17 protein-coding genes and 1 tRNA gene are annotated in these 23918 nt (G+C 39.9%); 11 read left to right on the top strand and 7 right to left on the bottom strand.

The annotated features are described in order from the left end of the window. Positions 1-170 precede the first annotated feature (170 nt). The 3 genes from HZA08_06010 to HZA08_06000 all read right to left on the bottom strand — a co-directional run bounded on the left by HZA08_06010 (position 171) and on the right by HZA08_06000 (position 8505). Positions 171-3521 (bottom strand): N-6 DNA methylase, encoded by a 3351-nt coding sequence (locus HZA08_06010; GenBank protein MBI5192981.1) that lies wholly within the window; start codon positions 3519-3521, stop codon positions 171-173. Further along, positions 3518-7078 carry a DEAD/DEAH box helicase family protein gene (locus HZA08_06005; GenBank protein ID MBI5192980.1) on the bottom strand — a complete coding sequence of 1187 codons (3561 nt, stop codon included), beginning with the start codon at positions 7076-7078 and terminating at the stop codon, positions 3518-3520. Before HZA08_06005 ends, HZA08_06010 begins: the two co-directional genes overlap by 4 nt. A 299-nt stretch (positions 7079-7377) precedes the next feature. Then, entirely contained in the window at positions 7378-8505 is a 1128-nt protein-coding gene (locus tag HZA08_06000; protein MBI5192979.1) for an aminopeptidase P family protein, read from the bottom strand. Positions 8506-8579: 74 nt separating this feature from the next. Between HZA08_06000 and HZA08_05995 the strand changes: the two genes are divergently transcribed. Next, positions 8580-8915: a PilZ domain-containing protein gene (locus HZA08_05995; GenBank protein MBI5192978.1), complete on the top strand. Its 336-nt coding sequence runs from the start codon at positions 8580-8582 to the stop codon at positions 8913-8915. A gap of 141 nt (positions 8916-9056) precedes the next feature. Then, on the top strand, positions 9057-9599 hold the full coding sequence (locus HZA08_05990; protein MBI5192977.1) for a hypothetical protein: 543 nt from the start codon (positions 9057-9059) through the stop codon (positions 9597-9599). 61 nt (positions 9600-9660) lie between these two features. Here HZA08_05990 and HZA08_05985 read toward each other — a convergent pair whose 3' ends face one another. Together HZA08_05985 and HZA08_05980 are read right to left on the bottom strand one after the other, a co-directional pair. Further along, on the bottom strand, positions 9661-10698 hold the full coding sequence (locus HZA08_05985) for a C40 family peptidase (protein ID MBI5192976.1): 1038 nt from the start codon (positions 10696-10698) through the stop codon (positions 9661-9663). A gap of 193 nt (positions 10699-10891) precedes the next feature. After that, a complete protein-coding gene (locus tag HZA08_05980; GenBank protein MBI5192975.1) occupies positions 10892-13006 on the bottom strand; it encodes a hypothetical protein in 2115 nt (704 codons plus the stop codon). A gap of 292 nt (positions 13007-13298) precedes the next feature. Here HZA08_05980 and HZA08_05975 point away from each other — a divergent pair. The 5 genes from HZA08_05975 to HZA08_05955 all read left to right on the top strand — a co-directional run bounded on the left by HZA08_05975 (position 13299) and on the right by HZA08_05955 (position 17616). After that, positions 13299-13387 (top strand) — tRNA-Leu (locus HZA08_05975). A 30-nt stretch (positions 13388-13417) separates the two neighbouring features. After that, complete coding sequence (locus tag HZA08_05970) at positions 13418-14314, top strand: 2-oxoacid:acceptor oxidoreductase family protein (protein ID MBI5192974.1); 897 nt, start codon at positions 13418-13420, stop codon at positions 14312-14314. 79 nt (positions 14315-14393) lie between these two features. Further along, positions 14394-15620 carry a pyruvate synthase gene (locus tag HZA08_05965; protein ID MBI5192973.1) on the top strand — a complete coding sequence of 409 codons (1227 nt, stop codon included), beginning with the start codon at positions 14394-14396 and terminating at the stop codon, positions 15618-15620. A gap of 1 nt (position 15621) precedes the next feature. Next, positions 15622-16563, top strand: a complete 942-nt coding sequence (locus tag HZA08_05960) for a pyruvate synthase (protein MBI5192972.1) — start codon at positions 15622-15624, stop codon at positions 16561-16563. 318 nt (positions 16564-16881) lie between these two features. Next, a complete protein-coding gene (locus HZA08_05955) occupies positions 16882-17616 on the top strand; it encodes an STAS domain-containing protein (GenBank protein ID MBI5192971.1) in 735 nt (244 codons plus the stop codon). 33 nt (positions 17617-17649) lie between these two features. Here the strand turns inward: HZA08_05955 and HZA08_05950 are convergent, their stop codons facing one another. Continuing rightward, complete coding sequence (locus HZA08_05950) at positions 17650-18492, bottom strand: hypothetical protein (GenBank protein ID MBI5192970.1); 843 nt, start codon at positions 18490-18492, stop codon at positions 17650-17652. 250 nt (positions 18493-18742) lie between these two features. On the opposite strand from HZA08_05950, the gene HZA08_05945 reads away from it, so the two are divergent. The 4 genes from HZA08_05945 to HZA08_05930 are packed head-to-tail and all read left to right on the top strand — an operon-like array spanning position 18743 to position 20927. Further along, positions 18743-19114 (top strand): hypothetical protein, encoded by a 372-nt coding sequence (locus tag HZA08_05945; protein ID MBI5192969.1) that lies wholly within the window; start codon positions 18743-18745, stop codon positions 19112-19114. A gap of 57 nt (positions 19115-19171) precedes the next feature. Beyond that, positions 19172-19975 (top strand): hypothetical protein, encoded by an 804-nt coding sequence (locus tag HZA08_05940; protein ID MBI5192968.1) that lies wholly within the window; start codon positions 19172-19174, stop codon positions 19973-19975. Between the two features lie 43 nt (positions 19976-20018). After that, positions 20019-20405, top strand: a complete 387-nt coding sequence (locus tag HZA08_05935; GenBank protein MBI5192967.1) for a cupredoxin domain-containing protein — start codon at positions 20019-20021, stop codon at positions 20403-20405. A gap of 12 nt (positions 20406-20417) precedes the next feature. Next, positions 20418-20927 carry a cytochrome c3 family protein gene (locus HZA08_05930; protein ID MBI5192966.1) on the top strand — a complete coding sequence of 170 codons (510 nt, stop codon included), beginning with the start codon at positions 20418-20420 and terminating at the stop codon, positions 20925-20927. 54 nt (positions 20928-20981) lie between these two features. On the opposite strand, the gene HZA08_05925 is transcribed toward HZA08_05930, so the two are convergent. Continuing rightward, the gene (locus HZA08_05925; protein MBI5192965.1) at positions 20982-23891 is read right to left on the bottom strand and encodes a GAF domain-containing protein; all 2910 of its coding nucleotides are present in this window, start codon (positions 23889-23891) and stop codon (positions 20982-20984) included. Between the last annotated feature and the right edge of the window lie 27 nt (positions 23892-23918).

The following is a 23918-nucleotide window of genomic DNA, read 5'->3' as shown; positions in this document are numbered from 1 at the left end:
CGGCCATCTTTGTGTGCTCCTCAATCGCAACCCCTCAGCGTAGATTCAACTACGCCTTCGGGTTTGCTCAATCGGTCGCACTCAAACCTGACCGAAATCTGAGCGCCTAAATGCACAAGTTATTTCATGACAGACCCTTAACTGCTTTCTCAGAATATTTTATTTCCATTTTAACCTCTCCCCTCCACAATCGCTATCTCCTCCGGTGTGAGGTCGTAGAGTTTATAGACCATCTCGTCAATCTGTTGCTCAAGGGCGGAGGTGTCGGCTTCTTTATTACCCCCTTTGGCAAAGAGATAACAATCCTCCTTCCCCCTTATCAAAGGGGGAATAAAAGGGGGTTGTTGCTTGGCAGCAAGGATTTGATCAACAAGGGTGATGAAGGGCTGCTGTGAAGACAAATCAATTTTCTTGATCGGCAGTTTCCCCAAATAATACTTATCAAAATGCATTGTTCTTACTGCTCTGTTGTAAACAAACCAATAATAAAACCACGAAGCAAATTGCGAATTTAACAAAGCAAGGATGTACTCATAAGCAAATTGCTCAGTGGTCAAAACAGTATTCATAACAGTATCCAGTGACAGCGTACCTTCTGTGTCTAGTGATGACATTATGATTATATGGTCATAGGGATTAAGAACATGAGCTACAATGTTTTGAGAAACAATTTTCCTCTGCGTTATTTCTTTGACTTTTTTTGATTGCAGAATATCAGGCAATAAAGAAACCCTGTCTACCTCTCCATATATACGGTACTTGCCAATATTCTTTCCACGAAGTATAGGATCCCCTTTTTGAGATATCTTGCTTTGCAAAGGTAGACCTCTGGATGTGATAGATATTGAAGACAACAAGACGCTTGATTGAGCACTTTTTCGTAATATATGCAAACGCTCAGACGTTATATAAACAGGCAATATATCAAGTTCTTTTATTATGTCACTGTTTGAAATACCGGTTACATTTATAGCATTGCCCCAACTTTCACCACAACTAAAAAAGTAATTATTGCTTTTTTTATTGATGAAAGAAATGATGATGGCTTCTAAGAGAACATTCTCAAAAGCTTTGCTGGCATCAATTACAATATGCAGCGTATTGGTTGAGGATATGAGCTGTCTTGTCTTATTCCATCCTTCTGAAAAAGATAAAGATTTGGGTACGATATATGTAACAACTGCATTCTTCTTAATTAATCTTGAAGCTACCTCTATAAAAAACGAAGCTGAATTTTTTTGTCTGTCATAATAGGAGTACAATTTAACAAGTTGCTTAATGGTCTCATTGTCAATATATGCCCCATACGGTGGGTTTCCTATTACTATGTCAAAGCCCCCCTTACCCCTGCCCTCTCCCGCAAGGGGAGAGGGAATTGTTAGAGGTGCCCCTTTTACAAAGTGGGAAGGTGAAGGGATGCCGAACATCCACTCTGAGCTAAAAAACGGCGCTGCTTCAGAGTCGTCAAAGGGGTTCCATTTATTGATCTTATTGGCAAACTCTAAATCTATGAACCCATGAGTTATAAGCTCCATGGACATCTTGAATAAGGCATCTTTAATGGTATTGAACTCTTTTTTAAGTTTGTCTTTTTCACTCGAAAATCCTCGTACCTCACCCCCGCCCTTACCCACCCCCGTCAAGGGGGAGGGGATAAAAACTTTACTCCCCTTTACTAAAGGGGGGATGGGAGGATTGTTTTCTTTTTCATTGGCAACTGTATAAAAATATTTCTGCCGGACGAGGCGCAATTCATTTAGTTTGTTAATAAAATTGGTCAGAAATAATCTGCCGATTGCTCCTGTCTCAACCTTATGGATAAACTCATCATATCCAAGATCTATCAGTGAATTTGCAGTAACGAATTTAAAGTCAAGATTCGGGAGCGGCTTGATCTCCTTTGTGTCTTCGTCAACTATCAAAGACAGCCAGCACCTCAGGCGGCTTAACTCTGTTGCCATAGGTTGAATATCAACGCCATAGATAGAGTTCTCAATCGTTTTCAGCTTTATATCATAGAGTTTATTATCCCCTACATCAGAAGACAATTGCTGTTTTAATGCAACGAGTTTTTGTAGCATGCTTATTGGAAATGCCCCTGAGCCGCAGGCAGGGTCAAGGACTTTTACAGTGTTCAGCTTTTCAAGAAGTTCTTTGCTGTGAGGTTTCAGTGCGTCAGGGAGTTCGGCAGTGTGAACGAAGTCCTCGACGGCATTATTAAATTCCCCCTCACCCTTGCCCTCTCCCGCAAGGGGAGAGGGGATAATTTTGATGTTCTCTGAATTATCCTTTAAATACGCGATCAGGCTTTCTTCCACCATGAAGTCCACAATCTCTCTCGGTGTATAATAAGAGCCTGTTGCCTTCCGAGCTGATTCTCCTGTTTCAGGGTTTTGTTCGGCCAATAGGTTCTCAAATATCCTACCCAGCATCTCCGGATCAATGGCTATTTCAGCGCTTGCCGCTGTATTTTCATCTACAGTAAAGTTGTATTTTTCAAGGGTGTTGCTGAAGAATCCATCAAACCAGTCATTTGGAATATACAATGACCAATTGTCTTTACAGTCTTGTCTCTGAGGCTCAAACAAACCGCCGTTCAGGAACGGATAATCCTTGATTAAATCCGGGAGTTCTTTTCTTCTCTCATTACGAGGTGTATTAAGTACATCAAAAAACAGTGGTTCAAGGAGACTGTGGTAATAGTTGGGTGTTGACTGCACTGCTTTTGAGGATAAGACGTCCTCAGAAATGATGTCCTTCCGCTTTAAAAACCAGCAGAAGATGATTCTGCCAATAAGTCGTATAGCAAACTGAACCCTCTCTTTTTCATCCGTTAGTACGCCTTTACATTTGGGCAGTTCTTCTTTGGTCAGTGCATCAAACACCCCTTTAATCTCTGCATAGAACCTCTTGTTGACAATGGAAATATCAAAGGCTTCCCAGACAGCCTTATAGAGGCCGGACGGCTCTTTAAAATCCCCCCCCCTGTCTCCCCCCCTTATCAAGGGGGGGGGTGAAGGGGGTGTGAATCTCCTTTCAATCTCGCCGAGGATATAATCATACGTCTTGAACCAATGTCCTGCCTCTAAGGTGAGAGTCTTTAACCGTATTTTTTTAACCTCTTTGCCTGATATGACAATTTTCAGGGCATCGGCATTATTGTTTCCGAAAAACCAGATAATGTACCTGTCAGCGGCGGCTCCGCCGACAAACTTTCTGCTTATTCTTTCAATAATGGTCCTGGAAAGTTTTTCGTCTTTGAGCTGTATATAGAAAAAAAGGAGTTGTGAAAGTTCACCTCTCATCACACAAACGGGTCTTATTTCTTTCTGGTTTGCAAGAGTAGGGTGGTCTGAGATCAACCGTAATATCTCTCCGCCGAACAGGCTATGCTGTTCAGCATAAGGGAGGACACTCTCCCACTTGACCGGCTGTTGCACTGCAAAGCGATCAATCAAGGCTGTGCATAGTTCCTTATACGGTAACTTATTTGCGCTGCTTACGATTTCTTTAATATTCATTCTTTTCCTGCCTCAAGTGCATGATAGCCAAACCACAGAACAGGCTCAGGTGCTTCCTGTGGTGCTTCATTTTTAATCATATTAGCACTCAGGATTGCAAGGGTATCCAGCAAATCAATAGAGACTTGATTATCATATTTCCTGAGATATGACCGTATTCTATTATCTACAGACAAATTTCTTGAGGTCAGCAGGCTCTTTATCCTGTTAACATTATCTGTTGAATAACGGTCAATGTTTCCCTGTAATAGTCTGAGCAGTTCATCTTTGTATCGAGCCAGTGATGTGGCGCCCCCTGATTGTTTAACACCTGTAAATGATTCAAGATCAATATCTTCTATTGTAGTCTGGTATGCCCTATCCGATTCAAAAATCTCCATTGCTTTCTTTTCCAATGCAAGTTTATCTTCAAACGACAATCTTTCAATTCTACGCTCCGTGTCAAAACTCCTGATCTGCCGTAATGCCATCAGTTGATTGGATTCCTTTGCAACTTTATTCCCGTCAGTCCTGATGAAATCAAATTCCCCTTTCCCCACATTAAACGCAATCATCTTGTCATCACCCTTTAAGGCAGGGATTCCACAGTATTTGTTGAAGTTAAGATTTCTGATGTTTTCCTTTTCTTCGTCAGATGCCTTTCTCATAAACTCCCTGAGGTCGTTTTCAAATGCCTCGTCAAAGGCAAGGTCGTTTTCACGTTCCAACTCTTCCATTGCCTGATCCTGTCTTTCCCTGCTGCCGGAATAGATACTGTCAATCAGGCCGAATTGTTTTTCAGTTATCTGCTCTCCCAGTACACTGCTGTCAATCCCTACACTATATCCGATAACCTTGATCTTCTCCTGCAATTTCTTCATGAGCTGCAGAAACTTATCAAGCTGGGCCTCAGGACGGAAGTTATATATAAATATCTCTTTGAAGGTTGACCCGAGGCGGTTGATCCTTCCATTCCTCTGTATCATTTTTACCGGGTTCCAGTGAAGGTCATAATTAATAATTATCCCGCAGTCCTGTAAGTTCTGCCCTTCGCTTAAGACATCGGTGCTGCATAGTATCTGCAACTCAGGTTCTCCATTAATAAGTCCATTTACCGGCTCATGTCGCTGGGCCTTTGGAGAAAACCGCTGGACTATTGCCTGCTTGTTTTTGCTTGTCTTGCTTTTCAAAAATTCAATTTTGTCTTCGGCAATATCTATTTCTGAAAGGAAGGCTTTATCCAATTCCTGTTTCAGATAATCAATGGTGGTTGCGAAGTATGAAAAAATAAGCACCTTGTTGCCTTTCAAAGTCTTCAAACGTTCTTTCAACCTATTGAGTTTTGTGTCTGTCTTAATATCCCCCAAAACACTCTTAATCAGGGTGAGGATCTCTTTATCCTGCTGAATAAATTTATTGACATCGTCAATCTTGTAATCGTCATGATTTATTTCTATGTATGGATTCTGGACACGATAGGCATTGTCGTGCCTTTTCTTTTCCTGTTCTCTTTCGTTAAACTTATCTATCTCATCAAATATTAAATCAAGCACATCCTCATCGGGTTCGTCCTGATGCCTCGCCATCGCCTTCTGTATTATCACCGGTTTTACGATCTTATTATGCCCGAAAAATAACTGCTCAAAATTGGATAGATAAGACTCATACTTATCTATCCTCTTTTTGAATGTGTAAACAGATGAGTCAAAGGACTTGAACATGCTTACTTTCATAACGCCAGTAAGGCTCTTCCTCGCATTTGCCTGTATTTCCTCTTCTTCTGTCTTTACGCGCTTCTCAGTCAGATAACTATATGGAATCAATCTCAAGCCCTTAATTGCCATGTCAATGAAATGGAAGATGGACTCAAACTCCGTCTGGTATACCTTTTTCCTTTTATCAGTATCCTTATATTTGAAGAATTCCATAATGCCCTGTTTTTCTTCCCTCTCTTCATCACTTTCAGACAGCTCACTGGTAAAAAAGTCGTAGAGGGGCTTGTTTGAGTTTTCAATAGCCCTCAACCTTTCACTAATGGCCTTCCTCACGTCTTTGCTATCCAATTCATATAAGACATTCTCAAGCCTTTCCTCGGGGAAAATAATCGGCTCACCATTAAGCAGTGCATCAGGGAAGTCTTTTTTTACCTGATGTTTTGTCCTCTTTACCATAATCTTATTGAGGATAGGGTAAAGGCATGCAAATATTTCCTCAGAGTCCCTGAGTTTGAATTCCCGCTGAGTGGAACCAAAAAGGGATAATAGGTTCGGTATACCGAAATGGGCAAAGAATTTCTCATTTCCACCCTTTGCAAGAAGTATCTGATTTGCAAGGTCCTTTATGCCGTTATTGACAGGCGTTGCAGAGAGCATGAGAACTTTAGGCAGTGAGCTGCAATAGTCTTTATCAGTGATGAGTTGAAGCAGGTTTTGAAACGACTTGCTCCCCTGCGTTTTTAGGTTGTGGCTCTCATCTATTACAAGCAGATCAACAGCATTATCACTTTTTGAATTGTGTTTCCTTTGCAGGAGGTCTCTTTTTATATCCATGAAACTATCATCCAGAGAAAACTCCGTAATTGAATAAACAGGACCATTGACTGTTATCTCCTTGAGGTGATTAATCCAATCTTCCCTTAGAGATGCAGGACAGACTACTACTACGTTCTTTCTCATATAATAGCCGAACTCCTCAATAACTTTGCGTGCAATAAATGACTTGCCCAACCCTACACTGTCACCTACAAGACACATGCCTATTTTATCGTTCGTCAGTTTTGACATAACCTTCCTATGGCTTTCTTCCTGAAAAAGAGTCAGATTGACCCTGCTCTCAAATCTTGGGTCTGCTTTGAGCTTTTCTTCTATCTCTATATCTTCTCCATAAATCTCATAAAGAATCCTGATATACATCTCATACGGGGAGTATGTCAGGTCACCAAATTTGCTCAGTCCAAGAATTTCCATTTTGAACTGCCGGTTCCAATCAACATTCATTTCATCATGCCAGAGTTTATCAAACCAGCTTCGGTGACTCGGATCCTGTGTGTCCCCCTTAGGGACGTAATTTACTATTCTGTGGTCAGATTCAACGTCGTTCAACTCTGTATTGCCAAGCAAACCGCTTCGGGTAAAATTGGAGCTGCCAATGATGCCGATTGCATTTTCTTTTTCAGAGCCGACTATGTAACATTTGGCATGAAGAAAACTCCTTTTATAAAGTTTCACCTTTATCCTTCCTGAGTCCAGATGGGCAGATAAAAATCTTGCTGCATGTTGATATTCAGGCTTGAATGGAAGGTCTTTAAGGTCTTCTTTAATGTATTTCTCAGGAAATGAAGTATCTAACTGGTTGACCCTGACCTTTGGTTCCTCTCCTATAAGGAATCTGATCTCTGATAACATATTTGTACCGAGGAATACCTCAATTGCCAGCAATAGTTCCAATACTCCAGGCAAATCCCAGTAACCGGTGGCTACGGAGAATTCAGTGTATTTATTAGAGGTAAGCAGTTCTGTCAGATAAGTCTTGAGTTGAAACTGTAAGATTGAATTATCAAGAATTTTTGGGTTATTCATTTATTGGATTAACAAAATTAGAGTTACTTTTCTGAGGTTAAAGTAGCAGGATGAGATTTTTCTGTCAATGAGATTTTGCTATGATGATTTTGCTACGCAATCAGCATTATGGTCTCATATTATCATTTTGGTATCCTATTGCAAAAACACCTTTTAACCTTCACGTGAATTTGTTATAATCAGCTTAACAAAGAGGAAATGAAGAGAATCAAATTTTCGATTTTTTCATCAAGTGTCTCTGTCAAAGCCAATCTCTTAATAATTCAGTATGGATGTCCCCAGAATTCAATCTTATCATTTTAAATCTCAAGTATCTTAGGATAATTTGTAAGATTAATTACACCGTCGTTCTTTATTAAAACCATATCCTCTAACCTGACCCCGCCGATGTCAGGATAATATAGCCCAGGCTCAACTGTTACAACATTCCCTGTATGCAACACATCCTTCCTTTTACTTATACTTGGAGGTTCATGTATGTCAAGACCGACACCATGCCCTGTCCCATGAAAGAAACCCTGCATCTTACCATCCTTCTCCCCGCTCTCATAACCAAGTCCATTAAAATGCTCAAGTATGGCATTGTGAACATCCTGTCCATTAACACCATCTTTTAACATTGACATAGCAATCTTCTGAGCCTGCAAGACCGCTTCATACATATCCTTTATTTCCTGCGATGCATTCCCCTTCACAACTGTCCTTGTAATATCTGCATAATACCGGGTTTTCAAAGAGCGTGGAAACAGATCTATTATAATTGGAACATTAGCTTTCAGATAACCGGTACCTTCTGTATGAGGCGATGCTGTATCTAAGCCGCAGGAGACAATGGTATGCTGTGCAATGATATCATTGTCCAATAGATATGCAGACATCAATCTCTTAATATCCTCAGATGTAACCTGCTTCCCTTCATGATATAGATAACCGTTCCTTATATCTGTCTCTCTTATAAATCTGATTGCCTTTTCCACTGCCCTCTCAGAATGACGAAGTACATCAATTAAATATCCAAGCTCTTCATTATTTTTTAGTGCCCTTTCTTCGAAGAATGGGTTGCCTTTTACCTCAATATCATAGTTCTTTTCCTGCAAGAGAAGAGCTTGCTTTATTCCAAAATACTCCGGGACAATAATTTTATTAACCTCTCTTTCCTTAAAAAAGTGATGCAATACATCTGTTGTCTTAGGCTCATCCACACCCGCATTCTTTGCTGCCTCTTCATAAAAACTATATGAAAGAACTGTCGTAACATTTGCTTGTAATTTAGCCCTGTCAACCTCAAGGTCGCTCATAATTAATATCTTTTCATTTCCTATCTGAATAAAGATAAAAGGGTCAGGTGCAAGAAATCCTGTTGCATAGTAAATATTGGAATCTGCCTCACTGGACGCTATCATTAATATTGCCTCTTGTATTTTCATGTTTTTTATGTTAATACATCAGCAGAAGAAAATCAAAATAAACTTATTAATATCAGGGGCCGACAAAAATGACTATGGGCGATAGAAGAAAAAACAAGAGAGAAATAATTTCCCCGCATTTAAAAGTGGTAATACCTGAAACGGACCAATCATTCGGCGCATTTGTTACCAATATAAGCAGCGGGGGGATTGAAGTATATGCTGACCAGAGCTTAGAACCCAAACAAGAGGTGAAGTTACATCTGTCTTTTGAGACTGACCCGAAAAGCGGTAAAAATGAGGTTGTAAACGGTGAGATAAGATGGGTAAAGGTTTCTGGACCAAGATTCCTTATAGGTATATCCTTTAAAAATGTTAACTCCACCGACCACCCCGTTCTCTCTGAATTCTTAGATTTTGTTGGAAATTAAACAACCTTAGATAGCTGTTTCCCCATTTAAGTTACCCCCAATTTTACCGAAAATATATATTAGTAGGACAAATCATTAAAAACAAAGAAAGGAGGTGATGAAGCTAATATAAATCTATAGGTAGTCAGAGGGGGAAGTACAATGTTTAAAAGAATTAAAATAATCAGACCTGGGCTTGTAATATTTATGGGCGTTGCGGTCTTGGCACTTTTTTCAGCAATTTCTTTTGCAGGTGAGGGAGAGAAGATTGCATGGAACACAATCCTACCCGAAGAAAATAACATTTCTTTACAATCGCAAAAAGTAGTAACCGGTTTAGAAGTAACCCTTTTTGAGCTTGAAGCAATTATTAATAAGAAAATGCTCGATGGTGAAATTACGAATGATACAGATTTCACTACAGATGGTGATGTGGCTATAGTCTACGATTATCTTATGTTCAGAATTTATGAACTAACTAAAGTAGACAGGAAGATTAAAACAGATTTTACTGCACAAGAGGATATGAAATCAGATTATGAGAAGACAGTCGCCGATTTTTTTAACTCTCTTGATAACTTTAAACGGGCTGTATATGTCTCAGATTTATCAGCCGGTATCAAGAACTTAAAGGAATCTATGAAAGGCCTCAGATCTTCAATGAATCTATATACCTCTTACCATGTTGCAATAGCAGCAAGATAAATCTCAGGGAGGTAGTGTTCCTAAGGCTGCATCCAGTATATGGATGCAGCCTTTTTTTTGTTTAATTGGCAAATGATTTAAGATCTTCTACATTCATATTAGGCAGGTTTTCCGGGAGACGGACAGCCCCGATATATCTTCTGATGTAGTATGGTTCATTTATACTTGAGATAGTAACCTTTTTGTTCCTGGATGATGCATGAATCATCTTTCCTTCCCCGACATAGATACCGACATGAGACGGATACTTTGCATAAGTCCTGAAAAATATCAGGTCTCCTATCCTAAGCTGTTCCTTTTTCGAGACCCTTACACCGGCCTTGAATTGTTCTCTTGCAGTTCTTGGAAGGTCAATGCTGAAGTATTTGTAAACAGTCTGAACAAAAGCGGAGCAATCAATACCTTTTAAACTGCTCCCTCCGAACCTGTAAGGGACTCCAATATAGTCCATGGCTTTATCAATCAAAGAAAACCAATTTGAGGAATCACTATCTTCCGTTAATGCGTCAATATTATTCCGGGCTAAAACATTATTTAGTGCATTTTCATCTTCATTCTGAAACTCTTCAACACTATCAGCAGCAGCAACATCTGTTTCCTTAACAGATTCATCCGCAGTATCAGGAAGCTCCTCTTCGTGTTCAACTACAGGTACAAGTAACTTTTGCCCGACTTTAATTGCATTACCTTTTAAGTTATTTATTTTTTTGATTTCCTTAACTGAAATCCCGAATCTTGACGCTATTCTATAAAGATTTTCTCCACTTTCAACTATATAAGGATTATAATCATCAGCCGCTTTAACTTCTGTAACATCATTTGATTTTGTTGTTTTTTTGATAGTTGCTTTAGCTAATGTGTTTTGCTTATCTTTTGTCTTGAGTGCCGCTTTACCTGGTATCGCAATAACATCCCCCGGATGGATTCTTGAAGTATGTAATTTATTAGTATTTTTTATGTCTTTTACGGAAACACCATTATCTTTTGCTATATCATAAAGGGTTTCTCCTGTTTTAACTTTATGTTTTTGTGCATTGACATTAGTTGAAAAGACAAACAACAAAAGAAAACTGATTGTTAAATATACTATCTTTGCCACAGGGTATCTAAATCCTCCCCTCGAATTTTATTGAAATTATAAGCCGATTATTTCTGGAAAGATCATTGAAGAAATATAATTAAGTTATACTTTTTCGGCTTTGTATTACTGTACTTTAATAAAGAACCGCGTATAAAGCAGAATATACCTTATACAAGGCAAACGATAAAATAATATATATTACTACCTATTGTCAAGGAAAAAGTGGAAAATGTGGATTGTTCGTACGGGAGAAAGCCGGATGGTTATGATATTTCAAAAATAAGAATAAACATATAATAAGAACAATAAGAACAATTTTTACAAATAGTGATGTAACTAATAATAGGTAAACTATCCCGATGACTGGAAAGAGAGTAATCCTGACCATAAACGGTGCAGGAGGATGTTGTTCCAGGAAATCGGCTATTGCAGGACTTATAGAATAGTATGTATTCACAATTTTTCTGCCTAAGTTGTAAGGAATAAGGTATTTATCCCTGAAATTTCTCAGGACCATAACATAAGGTGAATCTGATGAACCGAATGCAACAGTTGCTATAAAACATCTTTTATCACTTTTGGGTTCAGCAGTTGCCTCTGTCTGTGTATCAGAATGTATCAAAAAAGCATTTCCATGTATATTAGTTGTTACATTACAAACACTATTAAGTGAAGCATTGTAATAATAGGATGCGGAATCAAAAAGTTCAGAGTCTAACAATACAACAGGGACAAAATATACCTCACTGTAAATAGTTCCAAAACCATTTACAACAAAGCATCCATACCTGTTGAATGAATTAATAGTCATCTCCTCTGTTTCAAATCCGCTGCCGTCACTCCTTACTTTAACAACCATTGCTGCCCAATTGTTATCTGTGCCGTTAAACTCAATCATAAGATTATTATCATTAACATCAGACGGCATAAACTGTATGTAATTTGCACCTAATTCCTGTGGCGCCCGTTCCCCGTATATTTCAGATTTTAGTACAGGGTATATATGATGAATCTTCTCAATTGCAACTTTTCCATATTGCATACCCTCTTCATACCCCTTTTCCTGAATGCCGGATGCAGTAAGCGCATTTAATGCAACAAATTCCTTGAATGCCGATTCAAAATCCCCTTTTTTATAATAACTTGAAAGTACATTATTAAAAGCCTTTATACCGCTATCCGGGTCCTCCAATACATACTTAACAAATGTTATGTCTTTTAAGTAAACCTCTGTCATAAACTGAACAAAAAGCACATCCCCGTATTCATGGTCTGTGTATCTATTCCCTGAATACTTTAAAGACAGCCACGGCGCTCTTAACCAATTCTGTACCCTGTTATAATAAATATTCGCATCATCATGAATCACTTCCTCCATCCATGTTGCAGTTGCTTCAATCCACCAATGATTTTCTTTTAAAAACCATCCATCATTATTGGGGTAGCTGAACTGTATCGCATGAAAAAATTCATGTGCTGAAGTAGCCTTCATGATATTCTTATCAGTAACAGCACCATTAACAACAATATACGTATTGGATTCAGATATACCGGTCTTCAATCCATTCTCTCCATTGCTATATGTAGACGTATATCCAAGGTAATTATAACTTAAAGTAGGTGTCTTATCATCGTTATTGGGGGTAATATTATCCTGAGAATTGGCAATGTAAACATCATATAAATAATTTCCTGTACCTGCCGGCTTTTCAAAACCAAGACTTGTTTCCTTAGTCCAAGCATCTTCAAAATATTCTACCCACTTGCCAACGATATCAGGGATTCTATTACATTCCTCTCCGGATGATTTCTTGGAACAATTTAATATCTTATCTGAGTCTGTCCCTGAATCAGAAGCAGATAGCCCATTTCCCCATTCTATATTAAAGTTTGCAGTCTCTACCCAATTAGGAAGTATGTGTGATTCACGAACATATTTCCTTGATAACACATTGGTAGTTTTTGACATTCTCAAACTTAAATCTTCATCAACCGGCCTGTTGTTTAAATCACCTTTTACGACAGATGGCTTCACAAGAAAATATCGGCCTGCTGATTCCCTGAATTCAGGACTCCACTTATTCCAGTTCATCTGAATATGCATCATCGCTAAAGTAGCATCTTCAGACATGGAAAAATCGTAATCAGGTTTCATCAATATTTGTAAATCATTTCCTTGACCGGTAATTGCCTGTAGAGTTTTGGAAAGCTCAGATTCTTCGGGTTTAAGATAGGGTTCATTACAAAAGGCTACACTCTCTAAATTAAAGATAAAGAGGAGCGTTATTACCTGAAATATGCGTTTAACACTGGGGTTCAAAATCATGCTGAGTTAGTTTAGCATCCTTCATTATGAGTGTCTATTTTTTAAATTATTAATTTATCTGTGTCTTATGCAACATGGAACATTGTGGGTTTTAGCAATATCGGTAATCCCCTACTAAAAATTATGATGCTAACTTCGATGGTAGTGCATTGGTAATGCATTAAAAAATAATTTCCAATCAATTTTCTCTCTGCATAAATTTATATGATTGACATATAAATTAAGGATATGTTAAAAGTAGTCTCAACAAAAAAACCGGATTAAGCCGGATAAAAACAAATTTACCTGAAATGCCGGGGTGGTGGAATTGGCAGACACACGGGACTTAAAATCCCGAGGATCGCAAGGTTCGTGCGGGTTCAAGTCCCGCCCCCGGCACCAATATAAATCATACCCAGTAATAACATTCAAATGATCCGGATAAGATTTCACGGACGAGGCGGACACGGCATGAAGACTGCGGGCAGGATAGCCGGAACAGCCGCCTTCCTTGAAGGATACTATGCCCAGGACTTTCCTGTTTATGGTGCTGAAAGACGCGGCGCCCCGATAACAGCGTATACTCGTATATCAAAAGATAGAATATTAGAGCGGGGAATATTTTCAGAACCGGATATTGTCATCATTGCAGATGAATCGCTTATAAATGATCCGGCCGCAAATCCACTTCAGGGAGTGACTAAAAAAACCATTACAATAATAAATACAATGGTCAATGATATAAAAGATAAATTTAGTATTTTAGGGATTGTTAATACTATTGATGCAACCGGATTATGTCTTGAAATAATTGGAAAGGGGTCTGCGGTCAGCGCCGCACTTGGAGGGGCAGCGTGCAGGATAATAGGTATTATACAAAAGGATAACTTAATAAACGCCGTAATAAAAGAATTAAAAAATATTAATCTGCCTGAAGAACTAATAGAAAAGAATGTGGAAGTTGCAGAAAAATGTTATGAAATCCTTTCACCAATTATAATACAACACGGCGAAGATATACCGGATTCTCCAATAGAAACCATTACCTTACCATACCAGTATCCTACTATGAGCAGCCCTTCAGTCTTTAGTAGCGGCAATATTATTGAAAAAAAGACCGGAGGGTGGAGGATATTCAAACCGGTTATTAATCTTGAAAAATGTAATAAGTGCTGGATATGTTTTGTGTATTGCCCGGAGGGTGTAATCTCTCTGGATGAGTCGGAATATCCTCATATTGATTATGACCATTGCAAGGGGTGTTTGATATGTTATGAGGAGTGTCCTGTAAAGGTGATAACTGTAGAACGGGAAATAGAGACATGGTGAAGTTAGGTAGCAGTAATCAGGTAACAGATAGAAAACAGACGTAAGAAGTTTGAAGCAAGAAATATAGAGGATTAGTAATTTGGCAAGGGAATTATTGACGGGGAATGCGGCGGCGGCATGGGGGGTTAGGTTAGCAGATGTTGACTATGTGCCTGCCTTTCCAATAACACCACAGACTGAAATTATAGAAACGCTCTCCGGATGGTATTCAGATGGTACCATGAAAGGAAAGTTCGTAACCATGGACTCTGAACACTCTATGCTTACTGCCGCAGGGGCTGCATCTGCCACCGGGGCACGTGTGTTTACCGCAACTTCAAGCCAGGGATTGCTCTATGCCTTTGAGGTACTTTATTCTGTTGCAGGGTGGCGTGTCCCACTTGTCATGGTAAATGTATCAAGGGCCTTATCATCCCCAATAACACTTGAACCTGACCACAATGATATCCTGAGCGCCAGGGACTGCGGATTCCTGCAGATTCATACTGAAACGTGTCAGGAGGTACTTGATTCTGTAATTATGTCATATAAATTAGCAGAAGACAGGAGGGTTTTGCTTCCTGTCTTGGTAAATCTTGATGGATATTATCTCTCATTTACAAGGGAACCGGTAGAGATTCCCGATGCAGATAAGGTTAAGGATTTCCTGCCGCAGTATAAGCCTGATCATGCATCATTTCATGCATCCGGGCCAATGGCACAGGGTCTTGCAGTCCTTGGGGGATATATATATTCATACTTCAAATACCAGATGCATCTCGCCTCTCTTAATGCCCTGAGTGTGCATGAGGAGATTGCAGAAGAATTTTATAATCTTTTTGGCCGGAAATATGGAGTTGTTGAGGAGTATAAATTAGACGATGCAGAATATGTCCTTATCATGAGTAATACCTTTGCCACAAAGGGTAAGGCAGCAGTTGAGAAGTTCAGGGAAATAGGATGCAAGGTTGGTCTGCTCAGGTTACGAGTTGTCAGACCGCTTCCTACAAAGAAGATTCAGGATATTCTTAAAAACAGAAAAGGTACAGCAGTAATAGATCAGAATATCTCCATTGGTTATGGAGGTATATTTTATTCAGAGATAGCGGCTTTAATGTGTAATGAGGCAAACAAACCCGTTATCCTTTCATTTATTTGCGGATTAGGTGGAAAGGATATTAGTATGAAGGAATTCCAGAAGATTCTGGACGACACTATCAATGCATCTTTAACAGGCAATATACCCGGAACTCAACTTTTATACACAGATGTGGAATGGGCAAAGATGAAACACCTGCTTGATGTTGCGGGGAAACCGGTAATTTAACATGCAATCAGACCATACAGCCTATAAACGAATTAAGGATATATCAAGAGATGAATTTATACTTCCCGGTACGACTGTGTGCGCTGGATGCGGGGGACTCGAAGCCCTCAGGCTCGCCCACAAGGTATTGGGAAACAATGTTGTTTTCGTAAATGCTGCCGGTTGTTTCACACTTCTTGCCCTCTTCCCATATTCACCATTCAAAGGTTCGTGGCTATACACAAACATGGCCTCCGCGCCTGCCGGTGCTCAGGGGATAAGGGACGCATTGGACATACTCATAGAAAAAAAAAGATTAAGACCTGAAGAAGATTTAAAGGTCATTGTACTCGCAGGAGACGGGTCAACCTATGACATGGCGCTTTCTGCCACATCCGGAGCAATATACAGGAATTTAGACTTTTACTATTTTTGCTATGATAATGAGGCGTATGGTAACACAGGTATGCAGATGTCCAGTGCCTCACCACTGGGGGCAAAGACAACAACATCAATACCTGATGAACAATCTCCAATGGGTACAAAATTTCACAAGAAAGACATATTTGAAATATGGAGGGCTCACAAACCCCCTTATATTGCAACGATATCTCCCCGGCATCCGGTGGACCTTTCAGAAAAATTCAGAAGATCTATGCAATTCAAGGGGCCAAAGCTTTTTATTGCGTTATCCCCATGCCCTACAGGATGGCTGTATGACCCATCCCACTCAGCAAAAATAGCAAGGCTTGCTGTTGAAACAGGGATCTGGGCTTTGAAGGAGGCCGTTTTTGGGGAAACAATACATACCTATATACCATCTAAATTAAAACCTGTAGAGGAATATCTTTCTGTCCAGGGGAGGTTCAGTCATCTATTCGTTCCTGTAAGACAGGATGAAACAATAAAAAAAATACAGGATGAAATTAACTACTACTGGAACCATACAGAGATACAAAAATAACTTGACAAACATTATAAAAAGACTATAGTAAAAACCATTATTTCTTAATAAATAATATTACCTCCCGGACACTCATCTTTGAGTTGTACAAAGCATAAAAATACCTGACATAAATGGCTACAAATACAGCATCAACATTCAAAATCTAAACCTTTTTTGCGTTATGTTGTTTCATAATTAACAGGCACAATAATTGCAGGATTAGATTAATATAAAATAATATGTTCAACATATTTAGTTTTGGAAAGAAAACCAATTTTATATTAACTCACCAAATGCATTAATGAGGATAGCAGTAACAACCTGTAATAAAATGTTATGAAAGACCAATTAACTTTTTCAATAAGAACCATAGGCAGTATATCAATTCTTGACTTAGACGGTAAAATCATCGGAAGCTGGGCACTCCTGATGAAAAATGAAATTAAACGCCTTAGCGGGTCAGGAATATCAAGTGTTATATTAAATTTTGCTGAGGTGTCATCCATAGATTCCCTTGGGGTTATGACAATAACCTCTTCAATAGAAGAAGGTATTCCAATTAAATTAATTAATGTAAATTCCTCATGTTTAGATATTTTGGAACAAAACCACTCTATTAAAATCATCCCCATAGTTGAAACTGAAGATGAGACAATTGACCACACTGTAGCTAAAATTCCATTATTCAGCGAAAAAAGGATGCATGAAAGGTTTCCTGCCAATATCCCTGTTGAAATACTTATCAACAACAACAAAGAACGCGGGGTTCTTTTAAACATAAGCGAAGAGGGTGCCCTTGTCGGCTATTTAGACCCCCTCAGTATTGAAGCTCGTGGAATAAAATTGATTAATATTATGATGAAGCTACCTTTTTTAGGGACGCTGGAACTGGAAGGAATCCCATTAAGATTCGGCAGAAACAGTCACATGAACACAATCGGCATACGGCTATACTCAAAAGAAAAAAGCCGGAGTTTTATAAATCAGATAGACCAGTTAGTTCCGAAAGGCATGATAAATCATAAAGCTACATATTCAAGAGAAACACCGGCAACAAATCAGGATATTTAATTGCGTACTCTGCGGTTAATTATATTTTTAGGGTTAAGATTTCATAATATCGTTATATTCTTTTTCAAACGCTTCTACCTTGTCAGTCAACCCAAGCTCCTTGTATAGGTCAATTAGCCTCTCAATAACGCCGGCCTTGTCATACTGCTCCCTTGCTATATTATAGGCACGCAGATAAAACTTCTCTGCACCTTCCTTTTCTCCAAGAGAGTACATTGCGTCGCCGGCATTAATTACAACCCAATTATCATTTGGAAATCTCAGTAAGTTTTCATCAATCTGCAATAAAGCCTCACCCCTCCGTCCGGCCTCTGCGAGGATACATCCCGTATCCCTCAGAAAATTTTCAGGCTGACTTGATAACTCCCCGAACCACCTGCCGACATTTACTGCTTCATCCACGAATCCCTGACGGGCAAGCTGAAAAGGAATATTTATCAGAAATGCCTCAAAGTCATTATAGGAAAGGAGTGTCAGGCGGTTATATAGGTCAACGTCAGGCATTCCATCTTCTTTAATCAAACCCTGATAAAAATCCTTTATCCTTTCATAAATATTCAATATGGAAAAACGGTCGTGTTCATAAGGTTTATCAACGTACATATTTACAGTTTCATCAATGAATAATGCCAGCATCTCCGGACACTTTACATCGCTAAGATGCCTCCTCCATAGTTCAAAGGTAGCATCATATAGAAATTCCTCATTTGAATTTCGTATCCCAAAAAGAACCTTCCAGTAATCTGCAAGGTCAGTAGGCGACCCTGCCTTTAACGCCTCTCCCTTAAAATCTTCAACAGAAATAAGTATACCGAGGTTTTTTAATTTAATAATAATTTCTTTGTCCGTCATATCCCTGATATCTTTCTTTGGCATAATTATAATCTCCACATTATTTCGTTATATTATGAACTTACATATTTTATTCTTCCTAATTTAAGAGTCAAGCATTATCAATAAAATAAATCATAAACCATAATTTTTTATTTTTTTTAATAGTTGTCCAGTTTTTTTTGTTGACAAAAATTATTGGATATGTTATTTACCTCTTCACCTTATAAAAAAACATAGAAAAAATTTATTAAGTATATTTTAACTCTTTTAATTTATTGAGGGGTGGTGACCAATGAAAAAAGTTATTATCGTCTTATCATTAGTAGCATTAGTACTTACCGCTTTCAGCTTTGTTGAGCTGACGCCAACGCAGGCAGAATATGCTGACCTTACCTTAAACAGATATGCAGAGCAGGCAGGTATGCCGCCGGTTATATTCCCTCACTGGTTTCACAGGATCAGATTTAAATGTAAGGTGTGCCATGAAGACATCTTCATTATGAGACAGGGTTCAAATGATATAAATATGCAGAAGATAATACAGGGTGAATACTGCGGAAGATGTCATAACGGGAGGATTGCATGGGCGCCTCTTTATTGTGACAGATGCCATTCAGGGACAAGTACAGTTGTTATTCCGGGTGCAAGGGAATTTCTAAAGTAAACGGAATTTAAGATTAACAGTCTTTTTTAATAGTTAAGGTTATACATAGGGGGGATTATGATGGATGGCAAATATAAATTCAGGTTCTTTTTGTCTACCCTGTTGGTGGGGTTAGTTATCCTGTTAATTGGTGCATGTACAAGTACGAAGGGGGTTAAAGAAGATGCTGTTGCAGTAGAGGCACCGCCCGCAGTAACTGAGGCTGCACCCACTGAAAAACCGGCACCTGCGGCTGAACCCGCACCGGCTGAAGCAGCACCTGCTCCTTCATCTACGCAAGCTGAACCGGCCCCAGCCCCGGTAACTGCTCCTGCTCCATCAGCAGCGCCGCAAACTTCGGCAGTATTAGCTGAACAGTCAAAGAATATTGACCCATCACTCCTCATCTATTTAAGCTCACGTGGAGTTGTCGCAGGTACAGGAGACCCGTCAGGATTTGCTGATTTAGCATACAAAGCAGGTCAGGCACAGCATCCGGCAGCAATGGAGCTTTCAAAACTCCCTAAAGACAAATTTGGTCTGGTTGACTGGGCAACTGCCATAAAGAACGGTCTGGTAAAACCACTTGATTCTCTTGAACCGGGCGCTTATCCGGCACCGCCTTTTAACCTTGACATTGTAGTTCATACAAAAAGTAACTTCATGAATGATGTTGTTTTCCCTCATTATGTACATACCTTATGGCTTACTTGTACGAATTGTCATACCCAGATATTCCAGATGAAAGCCGGCGGTAATCCGGATATGACAATGGCAAAAATATCAAATGGTCAATACTGCGGAAGATGCCATAACAGAGTTGCCTTCCCGCTTTCGGATTGTACAAGGTGTCATGTAAAGGCAAAAGAGGCAGCGAGATAAATATAACCGTAACCTCATTGTTTGTATGAAGGGATTAAATCCCATGTATAGGTTTAAATGGGTATTAATTATCTGCATAATATTTGCCGGTTTTTTTTCAGTACAACATGTATATGCTGAGGATAGTGAAAAAAAACCGGTTGTATATGAAGTACACATTCCAAAAGCAGCAGATAAATTTGACCCCGCCTTGCTCAAAATAAAGGTGGGTGAGACTGTTAAATGGATTAATGAAGATGAACGGTCGCACCCGATAGCCAGCATTCCTGGAAAAGGGACAAATGATAAAGAATTATTTACAACACCTATCCCGCCAGGAAAATCATGGAGTCATGAGTTTACTAAAGCGGGTGAATATCCTTATTTCTGTTATATTCACTACGTTATGATGGGGGCTGTAATTGTTGAAGAGCAGGGACAAGCGAAATAGTTAATATTTACGATGGCAACAAAATGGTTATCCCGATTTCCGCTCTTAATAGTCTTATTATCTTTTTTCTTATTGGTTATTTCACCGACAAAGACCTATACACAACAACCCCCCCAAACCCCCAAGGCACAACAGGACTCTGCCAAACAGCCTCAGGCAATTCCATTACAGATTTTGCCCAAGGATAATGCAGGAAATGTTGACTGGGTTAAGGCTTTACGGCAGGGTATCATAAAACCGCTTGAGTCATTAGACCCGAAAAAACCTCCTACGCCGGTAATTGACCTTGATATTACCTTCAGGGTAAAAGGTGACCTTCCTGATGTAATATACCCACATTATCCTCATACACAATGGCTGGCATGCAATAACTGTCACCCTAAGATATTTATAATGCAGGCCGGGGCAAACAAAATTACAATGAAAAAGATAGAAGAAGGTCAATTCTGCGGAAGATGTCACGGTGTAGTGGCATTCCCGCTTTCTAACTGCACAAGATGCCATTCGAAGCCTAAGAGATAATAAAGGGGGCGGAGGATTCAAGGGGTCCAGTGAAGATAACATACCGACGGTATGTTATCTTATTTCAACCGGTAATCTTATCAGAAATGAGACACCCTCATCAGGCCGGTTCTTAACACTTATGCCGCCGTTATGACTTTTTATTATTCTGTGTACAATGGCAAGTCCGAGACCTGTTCCTGAAGATTTCGTAGTAAAAAAAGGATTAAATATATTTGCCATTATCTCCTGTGGGATTCCCGGACCACTGTTACTGATTTCTATAAGAATATCTAAGGGCAACCGGTCAGATAGATGAGTAGTTACTGAAAGAGTACCACCCCTCCCCTCCATAGCCTGTTCAGCATTTGCAAACAGATTGATGAAAACCTGTTTTAACTGCTGAGGGTCTGCTGAAATTAGCGGGGGGTCCCTGTATAGTTCTAAACTGATATGAATATTTTTTGAAGACAAGTTCTCTTTACAAAGCACCAGTGCATCTTCAATGACCCTGTTTATATCTGTAGAAATAAATGCAGGCGGCGCCTCTCTTGCAAAGGCTAATATCTCATGGAGAATCCTCTCCAGACGATTAACTTCAGAATAGATAATCTCAGAGTACTTTTTTGACTGGCCATCCATGTCCGGCTTGTCTTTCAGCCTCCTTGCAAATCCTCCAATTGACACGAGCGGGTTTCGTATTTCATGGGCTATACTGGTTGCCATCTCTCCGAGCGCTGCCATCCTCTCTTGCTGTATAAGTCTTTCCTGTGCCTCACGCAGACTTTTATTGGTCTCATCCAGATTTGAATAGATCATAGCATTTTCAATGGCAAGGCCTGCCTGATTGGTAAACATGGTCAGAAACCGCATATCTTCTTCTGTGATAGGTTTCTTTGTAAAATAGTTGTCAACAAAAACCACTCCTATAACATTTCCCTTAGCTATCAAAGGGGCAGTTGCAAAGCTCTCTGTCTTAATCGTATCCCTAAGTGACGGCAATGTCCGGGTATCGTTCATGGCATCTTGTATTATATATCCATGTTTATCAAGAACAGTTCTGGCCAAAACACTCGTACCGCCGTTTATAGGTACTATAAGGCTTGTTGCCAGTTTATTTATATTTGAGTCCTTGTGGATCATCATGTCATTGTCACTCAATATCCGCTCCCTCAGACTTCCGGTAGCAGGCGCCATGCTCCACATACGGTGGGCATCTTCTTCACTATCAGGGCCGACCCCAAGAACACCTTTCAGCACATTCTCCTTTTCATTCAGTAAGAAAAGTATCGCCCTGTTAAATCCCAACCCCCCTCCGATTGTTACACCGGTAAGTATTATATGAAGCAGCCTGTCTTTGTCGAGTGTAGTGGCAAGGGTACTGCTAATCTCATGCAGGATTGATAGTTCAGTAGCCCTTTTAAGATTCTCATCCGCAAGCGTTGTAGCCCTTTCATAAAGGTCTGCATTCTCGATTGCAATAGATGCCTGGCCTGCAAAGGTTGAAAGAAACATCATGTCTGATGAATAAAATTGAGCAGCAGAGATCTTGTTTGCTATTTCTATAGTTCCTATCAGCCGGTCTTTTACTATCAGAGGGGCGCCGATTAGATTTCTTATAGGAATGATTGCGATCTTTTTATCGGTCTCATCCATTGTATCAAGCATAAGGCCCTCTTTGTGCTCGCCTATCCAGCCTGTGGTACCTTCACCGAGCTTAAACCTGAGATTAAGTGATATGGCAGGGTTGGCACCATAAACAGACTTGGCAACGAGTTCCTGTGTCTTTTCATCAAATAATGTAAGTATCCCGAAACTGCCGCCGAGGAGGTCGCATGTCATCCTGAGGATTGAATCAAGGACAAAATGGAGGTCAAGAATGGATGTCAGGCCCTTGGAAAGGGAAAAGAGGGTTTCCATCTCCCTTGCACTTTTTAAGGTCTGCTGGTAGAGCTTCGCATTCTCAATGGCCATAGATGCCTGGCTCGCAAGTGTTGACAGAAGCTGAAGGTCTTCATCGGTAAATGTAGTAGTCTCTTCACCGGTTTCATTAATCTTGTCATATAGTGTAATTGTCCCGATAATATTATCCTTCACTTTTAGCGGTACACCCATTACACAACCCATGGCTATCCTGCTTATCCCAATAACATCCGGTTCGGAAACAATATCTGAAATCAATACAGGGTTCCCGGTTTCTAAAATCTTCCCTGCTATCCCCTCACCTTTATCGAGGTCTGTAAGTTTTGCAGCGTCTTCTTCCGGCATACAATATGCCTTAACAACAAGCCTGCCGGTCTCCGGGTCAAGTAGTCTGAGAACCCCGCCCTTTGACTTCGTTACACCCACACTGTTTTTTATTATCAGGTTAAGCAGTGTCTCAAGGTCAAGGGTAGATGTCAGCGCCTGCCCAACTTCATACAAGGCAGTCAATTCAAGGAGACGGCTGTTAATGCCCTCATATAATTGGGCATTTCTTATAATCCCCCCAACCTCACGGGCAATCGTCGTAAGCAGCGTTACATCATCTTCACTGTAATCTTTTGGTTCAATTGTCTGAACAGTAAGCACACCGATACAACGTTCCTGAACAATGATTGGAACTGCCAGAAAAGATTTAAACTTCTCCTCACCGGTTGACGGTATGTATTTATAACGCGGGTCAAGATAAGCATCCCTTAGGGCAACAGGCATCTTTTCCCGTGCAACCCAGCCGTTTATGCCCTCACCGACATGCAGCATAACCTTGTCAACAGAGCGGGGATTCAAGCCCCTTGCAGCCTTCAGGATAAGGTGTTTCTCTTCCCTGTCAAGCAGCGATATATAACAGCAATCAGTAACCATTTTCTCAGAGGTCTTATTCACTATTATGTTAAGCCGCTCTTTTAGGTCAAGCGTAGAATGGGCAATCCTGCTTATCTCGCTTAAAATCTCAAGGCCCAGTGCCTCAGTATTGGTCTTCTCTGTCCTGACAGGTGGGGTCATATTGTCATACTCCTCAAATATGGTCGG

Source organism: Nitrospirota bacterium (assembly GCA_016212215.1).
Lineage (GTDB): Bacteria > Nitrospirota > 9FT-COMBO-42-15 > HDB-SIOI813 > HDB-SIOI813 > JACRGV01.
This window is presented reverse-complemented; position numbering and strand designations above follow the sequence as displayed.